Here is a 14,847-nt window from a genome sequence, read left to right as displayed (position 1 = left end):
GGTCAACGTCGATAATTGGCGATTGCTGTCGACCCCTCCCCATTTTTGAAGAATCCATGCCTAATTGTGAATTTTTTGTATGCGAACGCCCTTTCATTGTTAATAAATGGATAGAAATTAGTAGGAGAATCGTTCTATAATGGAGGTAATATATGTAATATTTGAGAGAGGGAAACACCCTTCTTACTTTAGGAGTTGTTTCATCACTGAGGGGGATTTCAAACATGGCAGGAGAAACCATTCTAGTCGTTGATGACGAGCAAGAAATTGTCCAGTTAATTCAACTCTACTTGGTACGTGAAGGCTACAAAGTAATCAGCGCCAATAATGGACATGATGTGTTTGGCATTGTTCGAGAGCATAAGCCTGATCTCATTATTCTGGATATTTTGCTGCCAGGGCTTGATGGTATAGAGGTGTGTCGTCAGCTCCGCAAAACGAGCAATACGCCGATCCTATTTATTTCATGCAAAAGTGAGGATATTGACATCATCCTTGGCCTAAGCATGGGTGGCGACGATTATATGACGAAACCGTTCAGCCCAAGTCAGCTTGTAGCCAGGGTCAAAGCACTTCTTCGCCGTAACTCGATACGTGAGCAGCATCAAGATGATCCCCAACTGGTGAAATTCCCTGGTTTAGAAATCGATCTCGTGAGCCACATCGTTCGAGCGAATGGACAAACGATCTCTCTTTCAGCCAAAGAATTTGACCTGCTCTCCCTAATGGCCAAGACGCCTAACCGCGTATATAAAATTGAACATCTCTTTGAACTGATCTGGAGCTTGGACAGCATGGGCGATCCACGCACACTTATTGTACATATTAGCAATTTACGCAAAAAAATTGAGCTTAATCCCGCCGAGCCCCGCTATATCATTACGGTAAGAGGCGTTGGCTACAAATTCAACGGTTCTACTGGATAACATCTAACGATGCAGCCACTCCGTTATTAACTGTTGGATAGGCACGGCTGCTGCGGCAACAACAAGTGCAGGCAGCATGTTAGCTACGTTGATTTTTCTTATTTGCAAAATATTGATGCCGACACCAATGACCAAAACTCCGCCTACCGCGGTAATTTGAACAATCATAGCGTCCAGCGACGCTTGGCTAAACGCCATGGCAATCACAGTTGCCAACAAGGCAATCGTTCCTTGCAGGACAAACACAGATGCGGCCGAGAAGATTACGCCAATCCCTAAGGTGGATGCGAATATAATGGATAAGAACCCATCGAGCAACGACTTGGTGTATAAAATATCATGATTATGCCGCAGCCCGCCATCCAATGGACCTAATATCGCCATAGCGCCGATGCAATAGACGAGTGTACAGGTAACGAAGCCTTCCGATATGCTAGTTGGCGCCGCGGGGTGAGTCGTCGGTTGCTTGCTCATCTTGCTCTGCAGCCAATCGCCAAGTTTGGTGAGATTTGCTTCGATCCGCATGAGTTCACCGAGAATACCACCAATGACAAGACTCATGATGACAAGCACAATTTGATCTGATTTGAGTGCCATTGTAATACCTAACACAGTGATAGCGAGGCCTAGGCCCTGTAGAACTGTGTTTTTGATGCTTTCTGAAATGCGGGGCAGCCCTATGCCTAATAATCCGCCAATAATTATGGCAACTGCATTCACTATCGTCCCCCATAATGCCATGCCTTTCATTCCTCTCTATGTACAATGATGACCTTCTCATTCTACATGATTCTCCTCATAATTTCCTGCAACCTTGGAAATGGTAAGGATAAGCAACAGGAAAGGAGGCATGTTGAATGTCGAAGAAGAACAAATCCATGGATCCCATGACTGGTGATACGGTCGAAACCGACGGTATTTATGCCAATGAGGCTGGGCAAGAGGTCACACTTAAACGGGGTGATGAGTTCCCCGCCGATCTTGTACTTGGCCGCAGCACGTATGAGCTGCAAGGCTTTGCTGATGAGGCTGAGATTGATCATGATCAGTCGGAGCTTAACCCGATGCGTAAGCGTGTAGACGCAAGAACCTAAGCTTCATTAAGCGTGTGATGCAGACAAATAAAACCGAGCGGCCACTAGGGCTTCTCGGTTTTTCAGTCTTCTGTGCTATACTAGGGAGAAACACTGGCTACTATTTCCCCGGGGGATTCCTAAATGACACGCATAATGATAATTACAGGCGGCACGCTTGGCGATTGGGCACTTGAGGAAATTCGCGCGGATGATATCCTGGTTGGTTCCGATCGCGGGGCCCTTTTTCTCATTCAAAATGGCCACCTTCCTCATATTTCAATGGGTGATTTCGACTCCGTCTCTGCCGAGGAGCTTGCCCTTATTCGCTCTTCGAGCAAAGAATTCATAGATTGTGATCCGATTTATAAGGATTTAACGGATACGGAAATGGCTTTCAATTGGGCGCTGGATCAAAAGCCAAGCCAAATCCTTCTCGTCGGCGCGCTAGGCACACGGTTCGATCATTCCCTTGCTAATGTGCATTTGCTTCGCAAAGGCATCCGGCACGGCATTCCCTGTGCCATTATGGATGCCAATAATCTGATCATGGTGATTGATCGATCTACCCGCATTCAGAAAGGCCCCTACACACATGCTTCTCTGCTTCCGCTTAGCCTAGAGGTCACGGGGATCACACTGCATGGCTTCCAATATCCTCTTCATCAAGCAACCCTTGGAATTGGGATGTCGCTTGGCATCAGTAATATTCTCCTTGAGCCAGTAGGTCTTATCGAGCTATCCTCAGGCCTATTGCTTGTCGTTCAGAGTAAGGATTAGGAGCACTCAGCCTTGCAATCGGATAAAAGACAGAATAAAATTTGGAAATTCGACACGCTCTTCCCTGCCACAGGATATCTAACTCTGTTACAATCAAGAATACGCTAGTTACATTTATTGAGATATTGAGGTCGTTTACGCATGCCCCCTGTTCAAGAGAATCTTGTAAGAAATCTTCTTCCTACCAAATTACCTTCTGTCATCACACACTTTGCATCTCGACACGTCCTTACTACGCGAGAAGCCGAAATTATTAGCCTTATCGCCCTGCGTGGTTATAGCAACCGAGAAATCGCAGATTATTGCTTTATCAGTGAGAAAACAGTCAAAGTCCACATCGAGAAAATCATGGATAAAGTCGGAACTCGATCAATGCGTAAACTTCTAGCAGCTATTATTAGCACCGACGCTTATCCTTCATAATGAAACCAAGAACCGCCAGTTGCTTGAGCAGCTGGCGGTTCTTGGTGATAGTGCGTTGTGACGGTGCGCGGCGGGCGGGACCATACAACTAAGTACCGCGCGGTACTGGGCCTTGCCGTACCTACTAACTGTAAAAACTACAGCTAATTCAGCTCATTTTCGCTAAAAACATGAAATAGATGGAAAACCTACAGTTAATCCAACCTTCTTCGCCGTTTTGAAGCAAAACACTAGAATTTAACTGTATATTTTCCATTTATTCTCTTCAGATCACTGAATCAGCGAGAAATAGCTGTACTTTTTCCATCTAATCACTATTCGGCGGAGAGTGTTACTATTGGTTGTTCGTTGTTCGTTGTTACCGTTGCTGTTAGCGTTACTTTTTACAGCTACAACGCTGCCGCGAGCTTCTGCACAAACTGTTCCAGATAGCGTTGGTCGAGCTCATCGAACCGGTTGAGGCTTGGGCTGTCGATATCCAGCACCCCGACAAGTTCAGCTCCCACCACAATGGGGATCACGATCTCCGATTGCGAGGCTGCATCACAAGCGATATGTCCTGGAAAAGCGTGGACATCAGGGACAAGTACAGTTTCCATGCGCTCGGCAGCTGTACCACATACCCCTTTTCCAAAAGGAATTCGCACGCAAGCAGGTAATCCCTGGAAAGGTCCCAGCACAAGTTCCTTCCGCTCCAACTGCTCATCCACCAAGTAGAATCCTACCCAGTTAATGTTCTCTAGGAATTGCCCTAGCAAGGCGGATGCATTCGCCAGATTCGCAATTCGATTCGGTTCATCCTGTATTAACGCGTGAACTTGCTCAATCAGCAAGGTATATTGTTCTTCTCTTGATCCACTATAGTTCGATTTTGCAAACATCTGTCATCATCCTCTTCTGCCTAGTCTACTTTTCATCATACCAAATGAAGAGCTTCCCGCCAAAAGGTGTGCGCACTAAGCATGAATAATAGAGAACACGATCGTCTTCCCATCCGACTCCAACCGTGTTTCTACTGAATAGTTGCCAATTTGCGTTGTCGTCGTTTCGAGAACACCTTTCGCCGTTGCACGCGCGCATGCATCCGTAAATTGGCGATTGAAGATGTCCGCATCATATCCAAAAAGGAAATCCGTAAACTTACGTATACTCTCCGTATTACGAGCAAGCACTCCGTCCTCTAGTCGCACAGTGACGCCATACGTTGCAAACTGTGGATCTAACCAGAGCGAAGCTTCATTGCTATTGCGCGCTTCCACCGTTGCACCGCTCAGCGACTGGGCTTTGGCCTCAGCATTCCGGAATAGACGCAGTGTCGTCTCTTGCAGATCGTAATTCGTCCCACGCAGCTTGCCTGCCTGCTCCATCACCTCGTAAGCTTGCAGCATGCGCTCATCTGGAAATACCAGCTTCTTGTAGCTGCCATCCTTGGTCGGCACAACTTTAATGAAGGCATTATTCTCGTTCTTCACGGAGATACGCTTCGATTTCGTCTGCAAACGCGTAATAATTTGCAACGCTTCCGCACGTGTCACATATTGACCTACACCGAAGTAGCCATTTGGATACCCTTCCATAATTCCCTTCGTCATTGACTCCCCGATGAATTTCTGCTGCCTGCTCGTTGCGCTCTGTAAATCCCCGAAATGAGATGCAGCGCTAAGACTATACGTCTCGTCCTCCAGATACTCCGTTTCCTTCAATAAGTAGTACAGAATCTCCGCAACATCTTCCCGCTTCAAGGAAGCTTTATAGTCACTGAATTGCCCTTTGCTAATAAAATGAAGATCACTTGCCAGATCCAAATATGGTTTCGCCCAGTATCCAACCGTGTTCGGCTTAAACGTGAAATCTCGGTAGTCCTGCGTTAAAATATTTTGATTACCCGCACTCAGCGTTTGTAAAAAGCTTGTCTTCCACTTCCGTTCCCCATTCGGGAACTTATCTGTAAAGGCCAGCAGTACAATTTTCACAAATTGGTCTGCGGTCACGGTCTCATCTGGTCGGAATGTTCCATCTGGAAACCCATCCAACAAGCCCTGCTGTACCATTTGATCAATCGTCTGCTCCGCCCAATGTCCCCCAATATCTTTAAAGCCCGCTGCCTCACTTCTACCTTGCAGACCACCTATTGTTAATAGACAACCGATCGTCGCTATGGTCAGCCATTTATTCCATCGTATCATCGTCAATTTCTCCGCTTCTGCGCTAAATTTCGGCACCAACATCTGCCATTCTCTAGGATAAGCCTTCTACTAGCCTTTGAGAACATGCTAAAAAGCCCATTCATGGAAGCCGTCTTAGCCTACCTTAACTGGGTCTATAGCCATATAAAGAGCAAAAAGACCCTACTCTCCTCTAGGTAGAAAGCAAGATCCGATATGGTAAATTCAATTATACTTTCTTTTTGGCACCAGCTACGGCTTTGGCTGAATTGTAATAGCGCATCCAATCGACAATATACATCATTTTAGCTAAATAATCGGGTGCACTTCCCTGTAAATGACTGTAAGCCTCGTCTTGCAGCAGTTGATGCAACTCATATGCTTTCGTATAGAGCGTCTTAGTGAACGCTTCTTCCGTCTGTGGCTTGTACAGATCCGTTCCTCGGGAAAGCTCAATTTCCTCGATAATAGTCCCCCGATAATAAGGATAAACATTCACTTGCAGACCCATGTCGATGTAGGCTAAACCTGTATATTCATAAGGAAGCCAAATTAAATTCGTCTTCTTGTCTTCTAGCTTCACGGTGTACACTAAGCCTAAGTTCAGGGCAATCGGCTGCGGATAATTGCTTATTTGTCCGGATCGCAAATGATCTGCAATATGCTCAACGAAATTCATGCTGCTCTTCCTCTCCGAAGGATCTAGTCCTTCCTACATATTGCGTGCAGAATCGCTCCGTTGTCAAGCAAATCCGCATACGTTCCAGTTTCTACTCTGTTATTTTTCTCTTTCTTAGATCTAATTTCCTGCCGATTTCGATCTAGTTATTGCGCATGAACAGTTTCTCCCAATAATACGACTCTGTTGAGGCACAAAGGAGCAGTGTCGTACGAAAGATGTAAGTAAAGTTTTTATTTCCAATAGTGAACTTTTCGGGAGTAGATGCGTCTATATAGGAGAGGTGAGAGAATTGGAAACGACCGGTGTCCATGTATTTGATTATTTGAAGTACATCGCAGAAACAACAGATCAGAAGGTAATCCTTCGTAATTTAATGGAAACCTACGGGAATGATGTGTGGAATTATGCCTTCAGTATTTGTCGCAATAAAGATGCAGCCGACGATATTGCACAGGATGCTTTCTTAAAAGTATATCGCAATCTGACGACTTTCCGTGGTGAAGCTGCGGTTAAAACATGGTTGCTTACGATAACCCGCAACACGGCTTATGATCATATGCGCAAAGCGTTCTGGCGCAAGGTGACTCTGGTTGGATTCGTCCAATCGGGTGGCACCGCAAGCTCAGCTGAAACGGAAGCTGTTGAGAATTTATATGCAAGTGAAATTTGGCAGAAGGTCATGTCTTTATCCGCAAAATATAGAGAAATATTAATTCTTCACGCACATTATCAGATGACAACTAAGGAAATGGCAGCTATTCTGGATATTTCGGAAGGAACCGTTAAATCCAGACTTCATCATGCCAGACTCAAGGTTCTTAATCTGAAGGAGCGTGAAGCGCTTGAACACTCCTGAGCCGGATGACTTCCAGAAGCAATTGGAAGATGGGCCTCTCGTGCAGAAGGGGTTCACCTCCAAGCTTCAACAGGACATTGAGCGAACGATTCAAAAGAAAGAACGCACCAAATCTAAGGTAAAGCCTCTTCTCTGTGTCGCTGGTTTAGGTACTGTCATGGCTGTTGTAGTATTTTTCCCCTGGCATACGATGCATACGCAAAGTGAGGCTGCTGCTATTGAAAGTAAAATGATGGAGGCGGCAGTTACTGTTTCCGCCCCTCCTCCTGCACCCATCAACACAGCCTTGCTTATTGGTTTACGGACTGAGCATGACTCTGGCACTAGCGGTGGTCAAGGGCGTGCGTTAGCGCCGCTCCGTTACAGCACCTATCGTACGATGCTCGTTGCACCCGTTCGCGGGCAGTTGCAGAAAACCTCAGAGGGCACTGGCATTTTGATGCCGTACAAGCAGAATTTCTGGAAAATTGACTCCCTCACACATATAACCAACAAAGGTGAGTCTCACTATTTAACTGCTCATTTGGCCGATCAACCTGTCAAACAAGAACGCCTTACAGAGCCAGAAGATCAAGAATTTAATCGTGTAGAAACACTGTTGTTTGCAGGTAACCAATACGTCTCTATTGCCGAGTCAGAGGCAGCTTGGAATGGTAACGCCCCCTATCTTGCAGATCGTATCTGGGTGCGTACACTTCCGCAAATGAAGGAAGCTCGAACCATGCAATTCTACAAAAAACCTGTGGACAAGAACCATATATCCTTGATGGATATCTTTGGCACAAGTACAAGTACCGATCTAGCAAGGATGTCGAGCATGGGCGACAATGCACTGAGCGAAGTCTCCGGACAAAGTTGGACCGTACAGCGTGAGCCCGGCCAATGGGTTGGCAAAGTGGCTGAAACACCTAAATCCAGTTTATCCAAACCGGACTCTTACGTACTGCGTGATTTCCCGCGCCAGTTACCGGATAAAGTCGTTAATCACGATGATATCTGTTGCTCTTGGAGCAATATTAAGTCCTCGTGGCCGAAGGCGACGGATGCGCTAACCTCTCCCCTGGACGATATGCTCGTCATTTTCGAGGGAGAGACGCTCAAATTTTACTCCTACGGGCAACCACCTGGCAGCATTCCTCAGCTTACCTTAGATCTAGAGCCTGGTGAACAGCTCGTCATGGCACAATGGGCCACAGATCACTACGTTCAGGAGTGGATCGACAAGGTCGGGCGGTACCTGTCCACTGGGATAGACTCCAAGCCTGCGAGCGCTAGTGGTTCTGCAATAGGACTGCAAACGGAAACACAAACTAAACCCCACTAGAAATAATAATAACCCGCTGGTCCTCTTGGACTGAGCGGGTTGTGTGTTGTTTCGGCTGTGCTGGTGGGTCAGAGCAATCGTTACTGTTACTGTTACTGCTACCCCACGGCCCAAACGTCTCCCCGTCGCCGCCATTCAACTATTTTAACTGGATTTTATGTAGCTATATTTGCTGATTTTCACTCAAACGTGAGAATAACTGGATTACCTACAGTTAATTCCTCTCCAAATCGGAGATACCACCGATTATCGCTAGATTAGCTGTACTTTTTCCATCTATTCTTCTAATTCAATACAATACAGCTGAAATAGCTGTATGATTTCCATCTAATTCACCACTCTACGACTGCGATTCTACTTTAACTTTACTAGTACTTCTACTTGTTACTTCCAACTGCTCCCCAGCTTATAACTTCTACTTTACAACTCCTACTGTTGGCCCCTAACAACCACTCTCAGCAATTAGGCTTTATACGCATCCATGAATCCCTGGACAAAACGTGGATCCCACTGGCTCCCTCTCCCGTCCGCGAGAATGGCCATCGCCTTCTCTATGGGCATGCCCTTCCGATACGGACGATCGGACGTCATCGCATCAAACGCATCCGCCACCGCAATGATGCGGCCGAACACTGGGATATCCTGGCCCTTGAGGCCGTCTGGATATCCAGCCCCGTCGTAGCGCTCGTGATGCGAGCGCACACCTGGAAGCAATGGAGCCATCGCCTCCGCAGGCTCAATTTGTTTCAGGATCGACTCACCCAGATCCGGGTGACGTTTGATTTGCTCGAACTCCTCGTCGGTGAGTCGGCCTTCTTTTAACAGCACCGCATCGCGTACACCGATTTTGCCGATATCGTGCAGCAGCGCTGTTTTATATAACCAGTCAAGCTCCTGTTCGCTCAGATCTACCGCTTGTCCAATTAACAAGGAGTACTTCGCGACGCGCGTTGAGTGCCCTGCTGTGTAAGCATCTCGCGCATCCAGCGCTGCCGCAAGCGTAGCGTAATAGCTCTGCAGGAGGAGATTGTTCATTTTTTCACGGGCATCGAGCCCCTTTACCATGTGGTTAAAGCCCGCAATCAACCGCGAAAACTCATCCGAGTATAAGTCAGAGGCTCTTACTTTGAGATCACCAGACTGCACCTGCTTCATCACGCGATGTAAATCCTCTATCGGTTGTTGAATATCACTGGCCAGCAGACGTGCGCCCAAGGACGAGAAGCCAACGCCAAGTAAAAGAATAATTGCCGCCCACTTCCAATAATCAGCAATCAACTGGGAAGAGTCTACGCTTGTGCTCAGCCGAATCTGTGTTGCTAGGCTAAAAAGAAATAGCGGCATCGTGCCAATCAGAAACGCACTCAACTGAAACTTCCGCTGAATCGACACGATGACGCGTCCATCCAACGAGACGTCTTCCCCATGAATCTGCTGGCCTAACTCACGTATATGTATCAGCATGGGCCGAATGGCTTGCGCCGTTGTAAAAAACTCCAGCAAAGCATGCATACTAGCAATCAGTATCGCACCGATACCCGCCAGCCCAATATAAAAAGCAGGCAGCGTCAACCACCCCCACGCAACTCCTAAGCTTGCCATGGTCATTGCCGGAATGGATAGCCCCAAAAAGTGCGGCCCCATAATCCGCATCACGGATAAAGCAGGAAAACGATGAGTCTGCAAGTAGGCTGCACGGATCGTCTCTAGCGACGGCTTTTTTTGCCACATCATCTCACGAATTGGCCTTATGTGCCTCCTGAAGATCAGAAACTCCGCAAGCATCATGACACATAACGATAAAATCATAATAATAAATACACGGAGCATTTCGGTACCCGTAATCGTGAGCGTTGTCGAAATAATAACCCCACCCACAACCAGAACAGCTATACCCGAACCCATCATATAATTTCGTAGAAGATCACGTAGAAATTTTCTATATACCAGCATACCTCACCCCGCCTCTATCCAAACTATACATATTTCGATAAAGTCTCGCATCCCTCCCTTCTATTGTAACGTAATCTTGCAAACTCCGCTTGATATCTCTCGTGGAACCAACTGCCTTACTAGCATTGTGGGAAAAATGAAACAGCCGCACTCCATGGTTAGAGTGCGGCTGCGGGCCGGGGGGCGCGGGTTTAGCGCCCATTTCGGGCTTTAACCAGACCCGCACGGGCCCTCCCTACTCTTCCCGCTTCAAGATCGGCTCAGCATCCGACCCTAGGAACGCGCGCGCTAAGTCGGTCACACTTTTCCCTGTGAGCGTCTGCGTGATTTCCGGCACCTGCGCGATCATTTTGGCGATATCACCTGTGATTCGATTGACGCCAGACGCCGAGCCGTCCTGTGAGATCACGGTGATCTTATCAACGTTGCTCAGCGGTGCCGCAATTTTCTCCGCCAGCTCCGGAAGGATGCGAAGAATTTCCACTGTCACCGCCGCCTGCGTGTACTGCTTGTAGGCTTCGGCCTTCTTCTCCAGCGCCTCCGCTTCCGCAAGCCCTGCTAGGCGCACGACTTCGGCGTTCGCCTTCCCTTTGGCGAGCTCCGCTTCCGCCGTGGCTTCGCCGCGCTTTCTCGTCGACTCCGCTTCCGCCTCAGCTTCAAGGATTTGCCGTTGCTTGCTCACCTCGGCACGCATGATCGCTGCCAGCTTCTCCGCCTCAGCTGGCTTAATAACAGAAGCCTCGAGTTCCTTCTGCTTCAGGTCAACCTCAATCTGGCGAACCGTCTTGTTCGCCTCTGCTTCCATCTGACGGATCCGTACCTGCTCCGTTACGAGCTGCTGTTGAATTTGCTTTTGCTTCAATTCATAGGCCAAATCTGCTTCCGCCTGACGACTCGTCGTCTCCTGCTTGAACTCCGCTTCCTTCATGCTGAGCTCTTTGCGGTACTGGGCTTCCTTCGCGGATGCCGCGCTCTCCGCTTCAATCTTCAATTGATGGGCTTCTGCCCTGCGAATGGCCGACTCCTTCTCCGTATCCGCCTGCCGGATTTGAATATCTCGCTCGACTTCCGCTTTGGCGATACTCGCGCTTTTGCGAATCCGCTCCACTTCAGGTACACCTAAGTTCTCAATGTACCCTTGATCGTCCGCCACTCGTTTCAGCACGAAGGAAATGAGGTTGAGCCCCATTTTATCCAAATCCTCTGAACACGTTTCCCTCATCTTACTGTTGAGCTCATCCGGATTCTTCAGGATAGATTCTACCGTCAATTGCCCGACTAATCCCCGCAAATGTCCTTCTACCGAGTGTAGAATCATCGCTTCCCGCTCCGCCATCGAATGGTCAAGGAACTGCTCGGAAGCCGTTGCGATCGCAATGGGGTCACTTTGGATTTTAATTTGAGCGACAGCTTCAATTTTGAGACGAATCCCTTGCAGAGAGAACATCGGCTGGTCGGGTTTCACATCAAAACTCGTGAGCATCATCGAGATCGTTTTATAACTCTGAAAACCAGGAATAACGAACGTCCCGCCACCTTGCACGACTCTTTTGCCCCCCAAACCAAACACGATCATCGCTTCATTCGGCGGCACTTTCTTGTACGCTTTTACAATTGAAGCTAGTAAGATGAAAACAACAACCACAATAGCTGCTACCATAATCAGCACTGAATACATCATTTCTGCCCTACCTCCCTGTCGTTCCTCACTATTGGTTGAAGCAAGAACGGGCTATTCAAATTCACTAAATTCCGTCACTGTAGCCACACCTTTGTTCATGTTCAAAATAACAACCTTCGTTCCTTTCGCCAAGGACTCACCGTTCTCAGAACGAACACTGATGGAGCGTGTGGTTCCTTGCAGCACATATACCATTTCGCCTATGCCTTTGCCCACAATCGGGACCGTCAGCTTCCCCAACTGACCGCTGAGCTCGAAATCGCTCTCCTTCATGCTGTCATCATGTTTATAAATAACCTTAGCGTACAAAAGAAAGAAGAGCCACGCCATCACAAGACCAGCCGCAACGGCAAAGAGAAGAATTAACAATCCGCTTGTCATGCCGACTTTGTTAAGGATATACCCCACACCGCCGAACACCGTCACCCCTGCGAGCAACGAGGACATATTGAACCAAGATGGGCCGCTATGCCCGTGTCCATGACCTTGTGCACCGCCTGCATCACCATGCATTTCAAAACTATCCACACCGAAAATTGTGATGAGCAGCGTAAGTATGAGACCTACGAAAAAACAAATCAGAAACATCGTCATCATCAGCTTTACCTCCCACATACATGTAGACGAAATTGGGAATAAAAGGTTTCGCTTACTATTTATAAAAAAACCTCCTACAAGAGTAGGAGGAAGTTATACTTACTATTAGTTTATGAATGCTGCGAATTGTAAGAACCTTCTCAAACAGAACTTGAAAAATGGAAACGCACTCGTTAAATTTTAGCCGCACAGCGCATCCTTCTCGTACAACTTGCGTATAATCATTCGATGACTTATCGTTAAATCTATTAAAACAAAGGAGTAGATTATCCCATGCACACAAAAAAATGGACTTGGTTAATTTCGGCAGCGCTGGTAATCATGATGTTGACACTAACAGGTTGTCAATCGATACAAGGCTTGGAACTGGCGAAAGCGGTTCAGAATGATGCGAATGTGAAGTCTTCCGAGTCAAAAGGTACTTTGCAGTTCGGGCTTGTCCCAGGCGATACTTCTAAGCTATCTGCAGATGAGAAAGCCGCACTTGCCGCTTTGCAGGATGTGAAGGTTGAGCTTGCTGTTAAAACCCAAGATAGCCAACATCTATCTGCCGAAGGCAAGATTGTTTACAGTAAAGGTACTATTCCTTTCAACGTTGCTATGGAAGGTACGAAGATCAACCTTAGCATCGAGGGTTCGAAACAGCCGATTGTTATCGATCTTTTGGGCGGGACGGATATTTCTTTCTTAAGTTTCTTGCCTAAAGCTATTCAAGAACAGTTCGGCAATAAATTACTTGAAATTAAATCAGGCCTCATTGAACTTATTGTAGCGAATACCGCAGATCCTGCTTCTCTAGCGATTACTTCGGTAACGGATAAAGTGAACAATGAATCGCTTTCGTTGCGCAAAGCACATGTAGAGCTTAGCGGCACTGAATTAGCTTCCCTTCTGCAAAAACTGCTAGCTAACGTTCTTGCCGACGAAGCTGGCCTCAAAAAAGTGCTTAGCCAGTTGTACGATGCCCTTGCTCCCCTCATTCAAGAACAGATCGCAGGTGGAGATAAGAGCATTACGTTGAGCCTTCTCACGAATAAGGATTTGACACTTGGCTTTGTGTACTCCCCGATCCACGATTACCTAGCGGGATTGGCGGATTCCATTGATCCAACGAAAGATATGTTTAGTAGCAAAGCATCGCTGCAAGCAGATGTTTACATCGATAGTGACAATCAAATTCGCAAGCAGAACATCGCGATCAATATGCCTGTGACAGAATTCAACAATGGCGCTTCCGCGATTAAGGTTTCCTATGCGAGTGAAACTTGGAATTTGAATAAACCGGTTACGGCTAGCAAAGTAAATACGTCCGGTGCACTTCAACTTAAACCAGATGCTACAGCAATCTTCAGGGTGCTAGCTACACTCGATAAGCAATCTACGCTGTACAAAATGCTTAAAAATGATTTCCAAGTAACGAAAAAAGATATCAACATGGTTACTGACGGGTCAGGGGCCAAGGACGATACGCCTCAACCATTTATTAATGCGAATGGCACGACGATGGTTCCGGTTCGCTTTGTTTCCGAGCAGTTAGGTGCTGAAGTTGGCTGGAATGGCGATCTACGCCAAGTAACGATTACCGATTTCCTCACGGGGAAAACACTACTTTTGACATTGGATAGCAAAAACGCAACTGTAAACGGCTCCGCTGTTACTGAGCTAGAGAGTGCGGCTACATTGTCCGATAGCTCAACGTTTGTTCCTATTCGCTTCATTGCCGAGCAACTTGGCTGTGTAGTTTCGTTCAACAACGAGACGCGTGTCGTCACAATCCACCGTGACTAAGTAATTTCTATATAGGCGATCACCCTTTTCGTATAGCTGAATAGTCTAGTATTGAACCTAGGCAGAAAGCCTACTGTGACTGCGCAGTTGTACGAGAAGGAGTGAAGCTTTATGTATACAAACCCTATGCATCCACAAGGACCACAAGGTCACCATGGCCACCAAGGACCTCATGTGGTGTACCAATCAGAGCCCAACTGGCAACACATGATGAAGCACAAAAGAGACGCTGTCATGCACGCCCTGCACCCACACATCGGCCGTAAGATTCGTGTCACGACAATTGATGGGCATACACACGAAGGTGTTCTCATTAATGCAGATGGTCATCACGTGTATCTGAATACAGATCCTCATCATGGCCACCATCAAGGTCATCACAGACCGATCTACACACCAGCACAATATAATCAAATTATCACACTTGTGCTTTTCGAACTTTTGGTTATTCTACTGCTCGCCTAATACAGAAAGCTCGCACCTCATGCCAAGCGGCTAAGGGTAGCGAGCTTTTATCTTTTTGTAAAAAACCACCAATCAAGCGCATCTTTTCCTTTTAACAAGCGTATATTCTATCACTGCTATTTTTACTAGCTACT

General features: G+C 47.1%; 15 protein-coding genes. 8 read left to right on the top strand and 7 right to left on the bottom strand.

Annotated elements, in window-relative coordinates:
- Positions 1-224 precede the first annotated feature (224 nt).
- Positions 225-926: a response regulator gene (locus AC58PV_RS16205; RefSeq protein ID WP_068665780.1), complete on the top strand. Its 702-nt coding sequence runs from the start codon at positions 225-227 to the stop codon at positions 924-926.
- 3 nt (positions 927-929) lie between these two features.
- Here AC58PV_RS16205 and AC58PV_RS16200 read toward each other — a convergent pair whose 3' ends face one another.
- Positions 930-1,667: a DUF554 domain-containing protein gene (locus tag AC58PV_RS16200; RefSeq protein WP_497433254.1), complete on the bottom strand. Its 738-nt coding sequence runs from the start codon at positions 1,665-1,667 to the stop codon at positions 930-932.
- Between the two features lie 116 nt (positions 1,668-1,783).
- On the opposite strand from AC58PV_RS16200, the gene AC58PV_RS16195 reads away from it, so the two are divergent.
- The 3 genes from AC58PV_RS16195 to AC58PV_RS16185 all read left to right on the top strand — a co-directional run bounded on the left by AC58PV_RS16195 (position 1,784) and on the right by AC58PV_RS16185 (position 3,202).
- Positions 1,784-2,020, top strand: coding sequence for a hypothetical protein (locus AC58PV_RS16195; RefSeq protein ID WP_057311376.1), 237 nt, complete (start codon positions 1,784-1,786; stop codon positions 2,018-2,020).
- 123 nt (positions 2,021-2,143) lie between these two features.
- A complete protein-coding gene (locus AC58PV_RS16190) occupies positions 2,144-2,779 on the top strand; it encodes a thiamine diphosphokinase (RefSeq protein WP_497433253.1) in 636 nt (211 codons plus the stop codon).
- Between the two features lie 141 nt (positions 2,780-2,920).
- Positions 2,921-3,202, top strand: a complete 282-nt coding sequence (locus AC58PV_RS16185; protein ID WP_497433252.1) for a response regulator transcription factor — start codon at positions 2,921-2,923, stop codon at positions 3,200-3,202.
- A gap of 389 nt (positions 3,203-3,591) precedes the next feature.
- On the opposite strand, the gene AC58PV_RS16180 is transcribed toward AC58PV_RS16185, so the two are convergent.
- From AC58PV_RS16180 to AC58PV_RS16170, 3 genes are all read right to left on the bottom strand, one after another.
- Positions 3,592-4,083: a GAF domain-containing protein gene (locus AC58PV_RS16180; RefSeq protein ID WP_497433251.1), complete on the bottom strand. Its 492-nt coding sequence runs from the start codon at positions 4,081-4,083 to the stop codon at positions 3,592-3,594.
- A 75-nt stretch (positions 4,084-4,158) separates the two neighbouring features.
- Positions 4,159-5,430, bottom strand: a complete 1,272-nt coding sequence (locus AC58PV_RS16175) for an S-layer homology domain-containing protein (protein WP_497433250.1) — start codon at positions 5,428-5,430, stop codon at positions 4,159-4,161.
- A 166-nt stretch (positions 5,431-5,596) separates the two neighbouring features.
- Complete coding sequence (locus tag AC58PV_RS16170) at positions 5,597-6,046, bottom strand: hypothetical protein (protein WP_497433249.1); 450 nt, start codon at positions 6,044-6,046, stop codon at positions 5,597-5,599.
- 292 nt (positions 6,047-6,338) lie between these two features.
- Between AC58PV_RS16170 and AC58PV_RS16165 the strand changes: the two genes are divergently transcribed.
- Both AC58PV_RS16165 and AC58PV_RS16160 read left to right on the top strand, forming a co-directional pair.
- Positions 6,339-6,905 carry an RNA polymerase sigma factor gene (locus AC58PV_RS16165; protein WP_068665764.1) on the top strand — a complete coding sequence of 189 codons (567 nt, stop codon included), beginning with the start codon at positions 6,339-6,341 and terminating at the stop codon, positions 6,903-6,905.
- Positions 6,892-8,229, top strand: a complete 1,338-nt coding sequence (locus tag AC58PV_RS16160; RefSeq protein WP_497433248.1) for a hypothetical protein — start codon at positions 6,892-6,894, stop codon at positions 8,227-8,229. Before AC58PV_RS16165 ends, AC58PV_RS16160 begins: the two co-directional genes overlap by 14 nt.
- Positions 8,230-8,691: 462 nt before the next feature.
- Here AC58PV_RS16160 and AC58PV_RS16155 read toward each other — a convergent pair whose 3' ends face one another.
- The 3 genes from AC58PV_RS16155 to AC58PV_RS16145 form a co-directional block, all read right to left on the bottom strand.
- Positions 8,692-10,182 carry an HD domain-containing phosphohydrolase gene (locus AC58PV_RS16155; RefSeq protein WP_497433247.1) on the bottom strand — a complete coding sequence of 497 codons (1,491 nt, stop codon included), beginning with the start codon at positions 10,180-10,182 and terminating at the stop codon, positions 8,692-8,694.
- Between the two features lie 235 nt (positions 10,183-10,417).
- Positions 10,418-11,863, bottom strand: a complete 1,446-nt coding sequence (locus tag AC58PV_RS16150) for a flotillin family protein (RefSeq protein ID WP_497433246.1) — start codon at positions 11,861-11,863, stop codon at positions 10,418-10,420.
- A 51-nt stretch (positions 11,864-11,914) separates the two neighbouring features.
- Complete coding sequence (locus tag AC58PV_RS16145) at positions 11,915-12,460, bottom strand: NfeD family protein (RefSeq protein ID WP_497433245.1); 546 nt, start codon at positions 12,458-12,460, stop codon at positions 11,915-11,917.
- A gap of 273 nt (positions 12,461-12,733) precedes the next feature.
- On the opposite strand from AC58PV_RS16145, the gene AC58PV_RS16140 reads away from it, so the two are divergent.
- Positions 12,734-14,248 carry a copper amine oxidase N-terminal domain-containing protein gene (locus tag AC58PV_RS16140; RefSeq protein ID WP_497433244.1) on the top strand — a complete coding sequence of 505 codons (1,515 nt, stop codon included), beginning with the start codon at positions 12,734-12,736 and terminating at the stop codon, positions 14,246-14,248.
- A 111-nt stretch (positions 14,249-14,359) separates the two neighbouring features.
- Positions 14,360-14,713 (top strand): acetyl-CoA acetyltransferase, encoded by a 354-nt coding sequence (locus AC58PV_RS16135; RefSeq protein WP_497433243.1) that lies wholly within the window; start codon positions 14,360-14,362, stop codon positions 14,711-14,713.
- Positions 14,714-14,847 lie beyond the last annotated feature (134 nt).

The sequence above is a fragment of the Paenibacillus sp. J22FR83 genome, assembly GCF_059691955.1.
Note: the sequence above shows the minus strand (reverse complement) of the source record. Positions and strands in the feature narration are given on the sequence as shown.

Coding starts and splice junctions, on each gene's coding strand:
- AC58PV_RS16205 (WP_068665780.1), top strand. CDS start 225: ATGGCAGGAGAAACCATTCTAGTCGTTGATGACGAGCAAGAAATTGTC.
- AC58PV_RS16200 (WP_497433254.1), bottom strand. CDS start 1,667: ATGGCATTATGGGGGACGATAGTGAATGCAGTTGCCATAATTATTGGC.
- AC58PV_RS16195 (WP_057311376.1), top strand. CDS start 1,784: ATGTCGAAGAAGAACAAATCCATGGATCCCATGACTGGTGATACGGTC.
- AC58PV_RS16190 (WP_497433253.1), top strand. CDS start 2,144: ATGACACGCATAATGATAATTACAGGCGGCACGCTTGGCGATTGGGCA.
- AC58PV_RS16185 (WP_497433252.1), top strand. CDS start 2,921: ATGCCCCCTGTTCAAGAGAATCTTGTAAGAAATCTTCTTCCTACCAAA.
- AC58PV_RS16180 (WP_497433251.1), bottom strand. CDS start 4,083: ATGTTTGCAAAATCGAACTATAGTGGATCAAGAGAAGAACAATATACC.
- AC58PV_RS16175 (WP_497433250.1), bottom strand. CDS start 5,430: ATGTTGGTGCCGAAATTTAGCGCAGAAGCGGAGAAATTGACGATGATA.
- AC58PV_RS16170 (WP_497433249.1), bottom strand. CDS start 6,046: ATGAATTTCGTTGAGCATATTGCAGATCATTTGCGATCCGGACAAATA.
- AC58PV_RS16155 (WP_497433247.1), bottom strand. CDS start 10,182: ATGCTGGTATATAGAAAATTTCTACGTGATCTTCTACGAAATTATATG.
- AC58PV_RS16150 (WP_497433246.1), bottom strand. CDS start 11,863: ATGATGTATTCAGTGCTGATTATGGTAGCAGCTATTGTGGTTGTTGTT.
- AC58PV_RS16145 (WP_497433245.1), bottom strand. CDS start 12,460: ATGATGACGATGTTTCTGATTTGTTTTTTCGTAGGTCTCATACTTACG.
- AC58PV_RS16140 (WP_497433244.1), top strand. CDS start 12,734: ATGCACACAAAAAAATGGACTTGGTTAATTTCGGCAGCGCTGGTAATC.
- AC58PV_RS16135 (WP_497433243.1), top strand. CDS start 14,360: ATGTATACAAACCCTATGCATCCACAAGGACCACAAGGTCACCATGGC.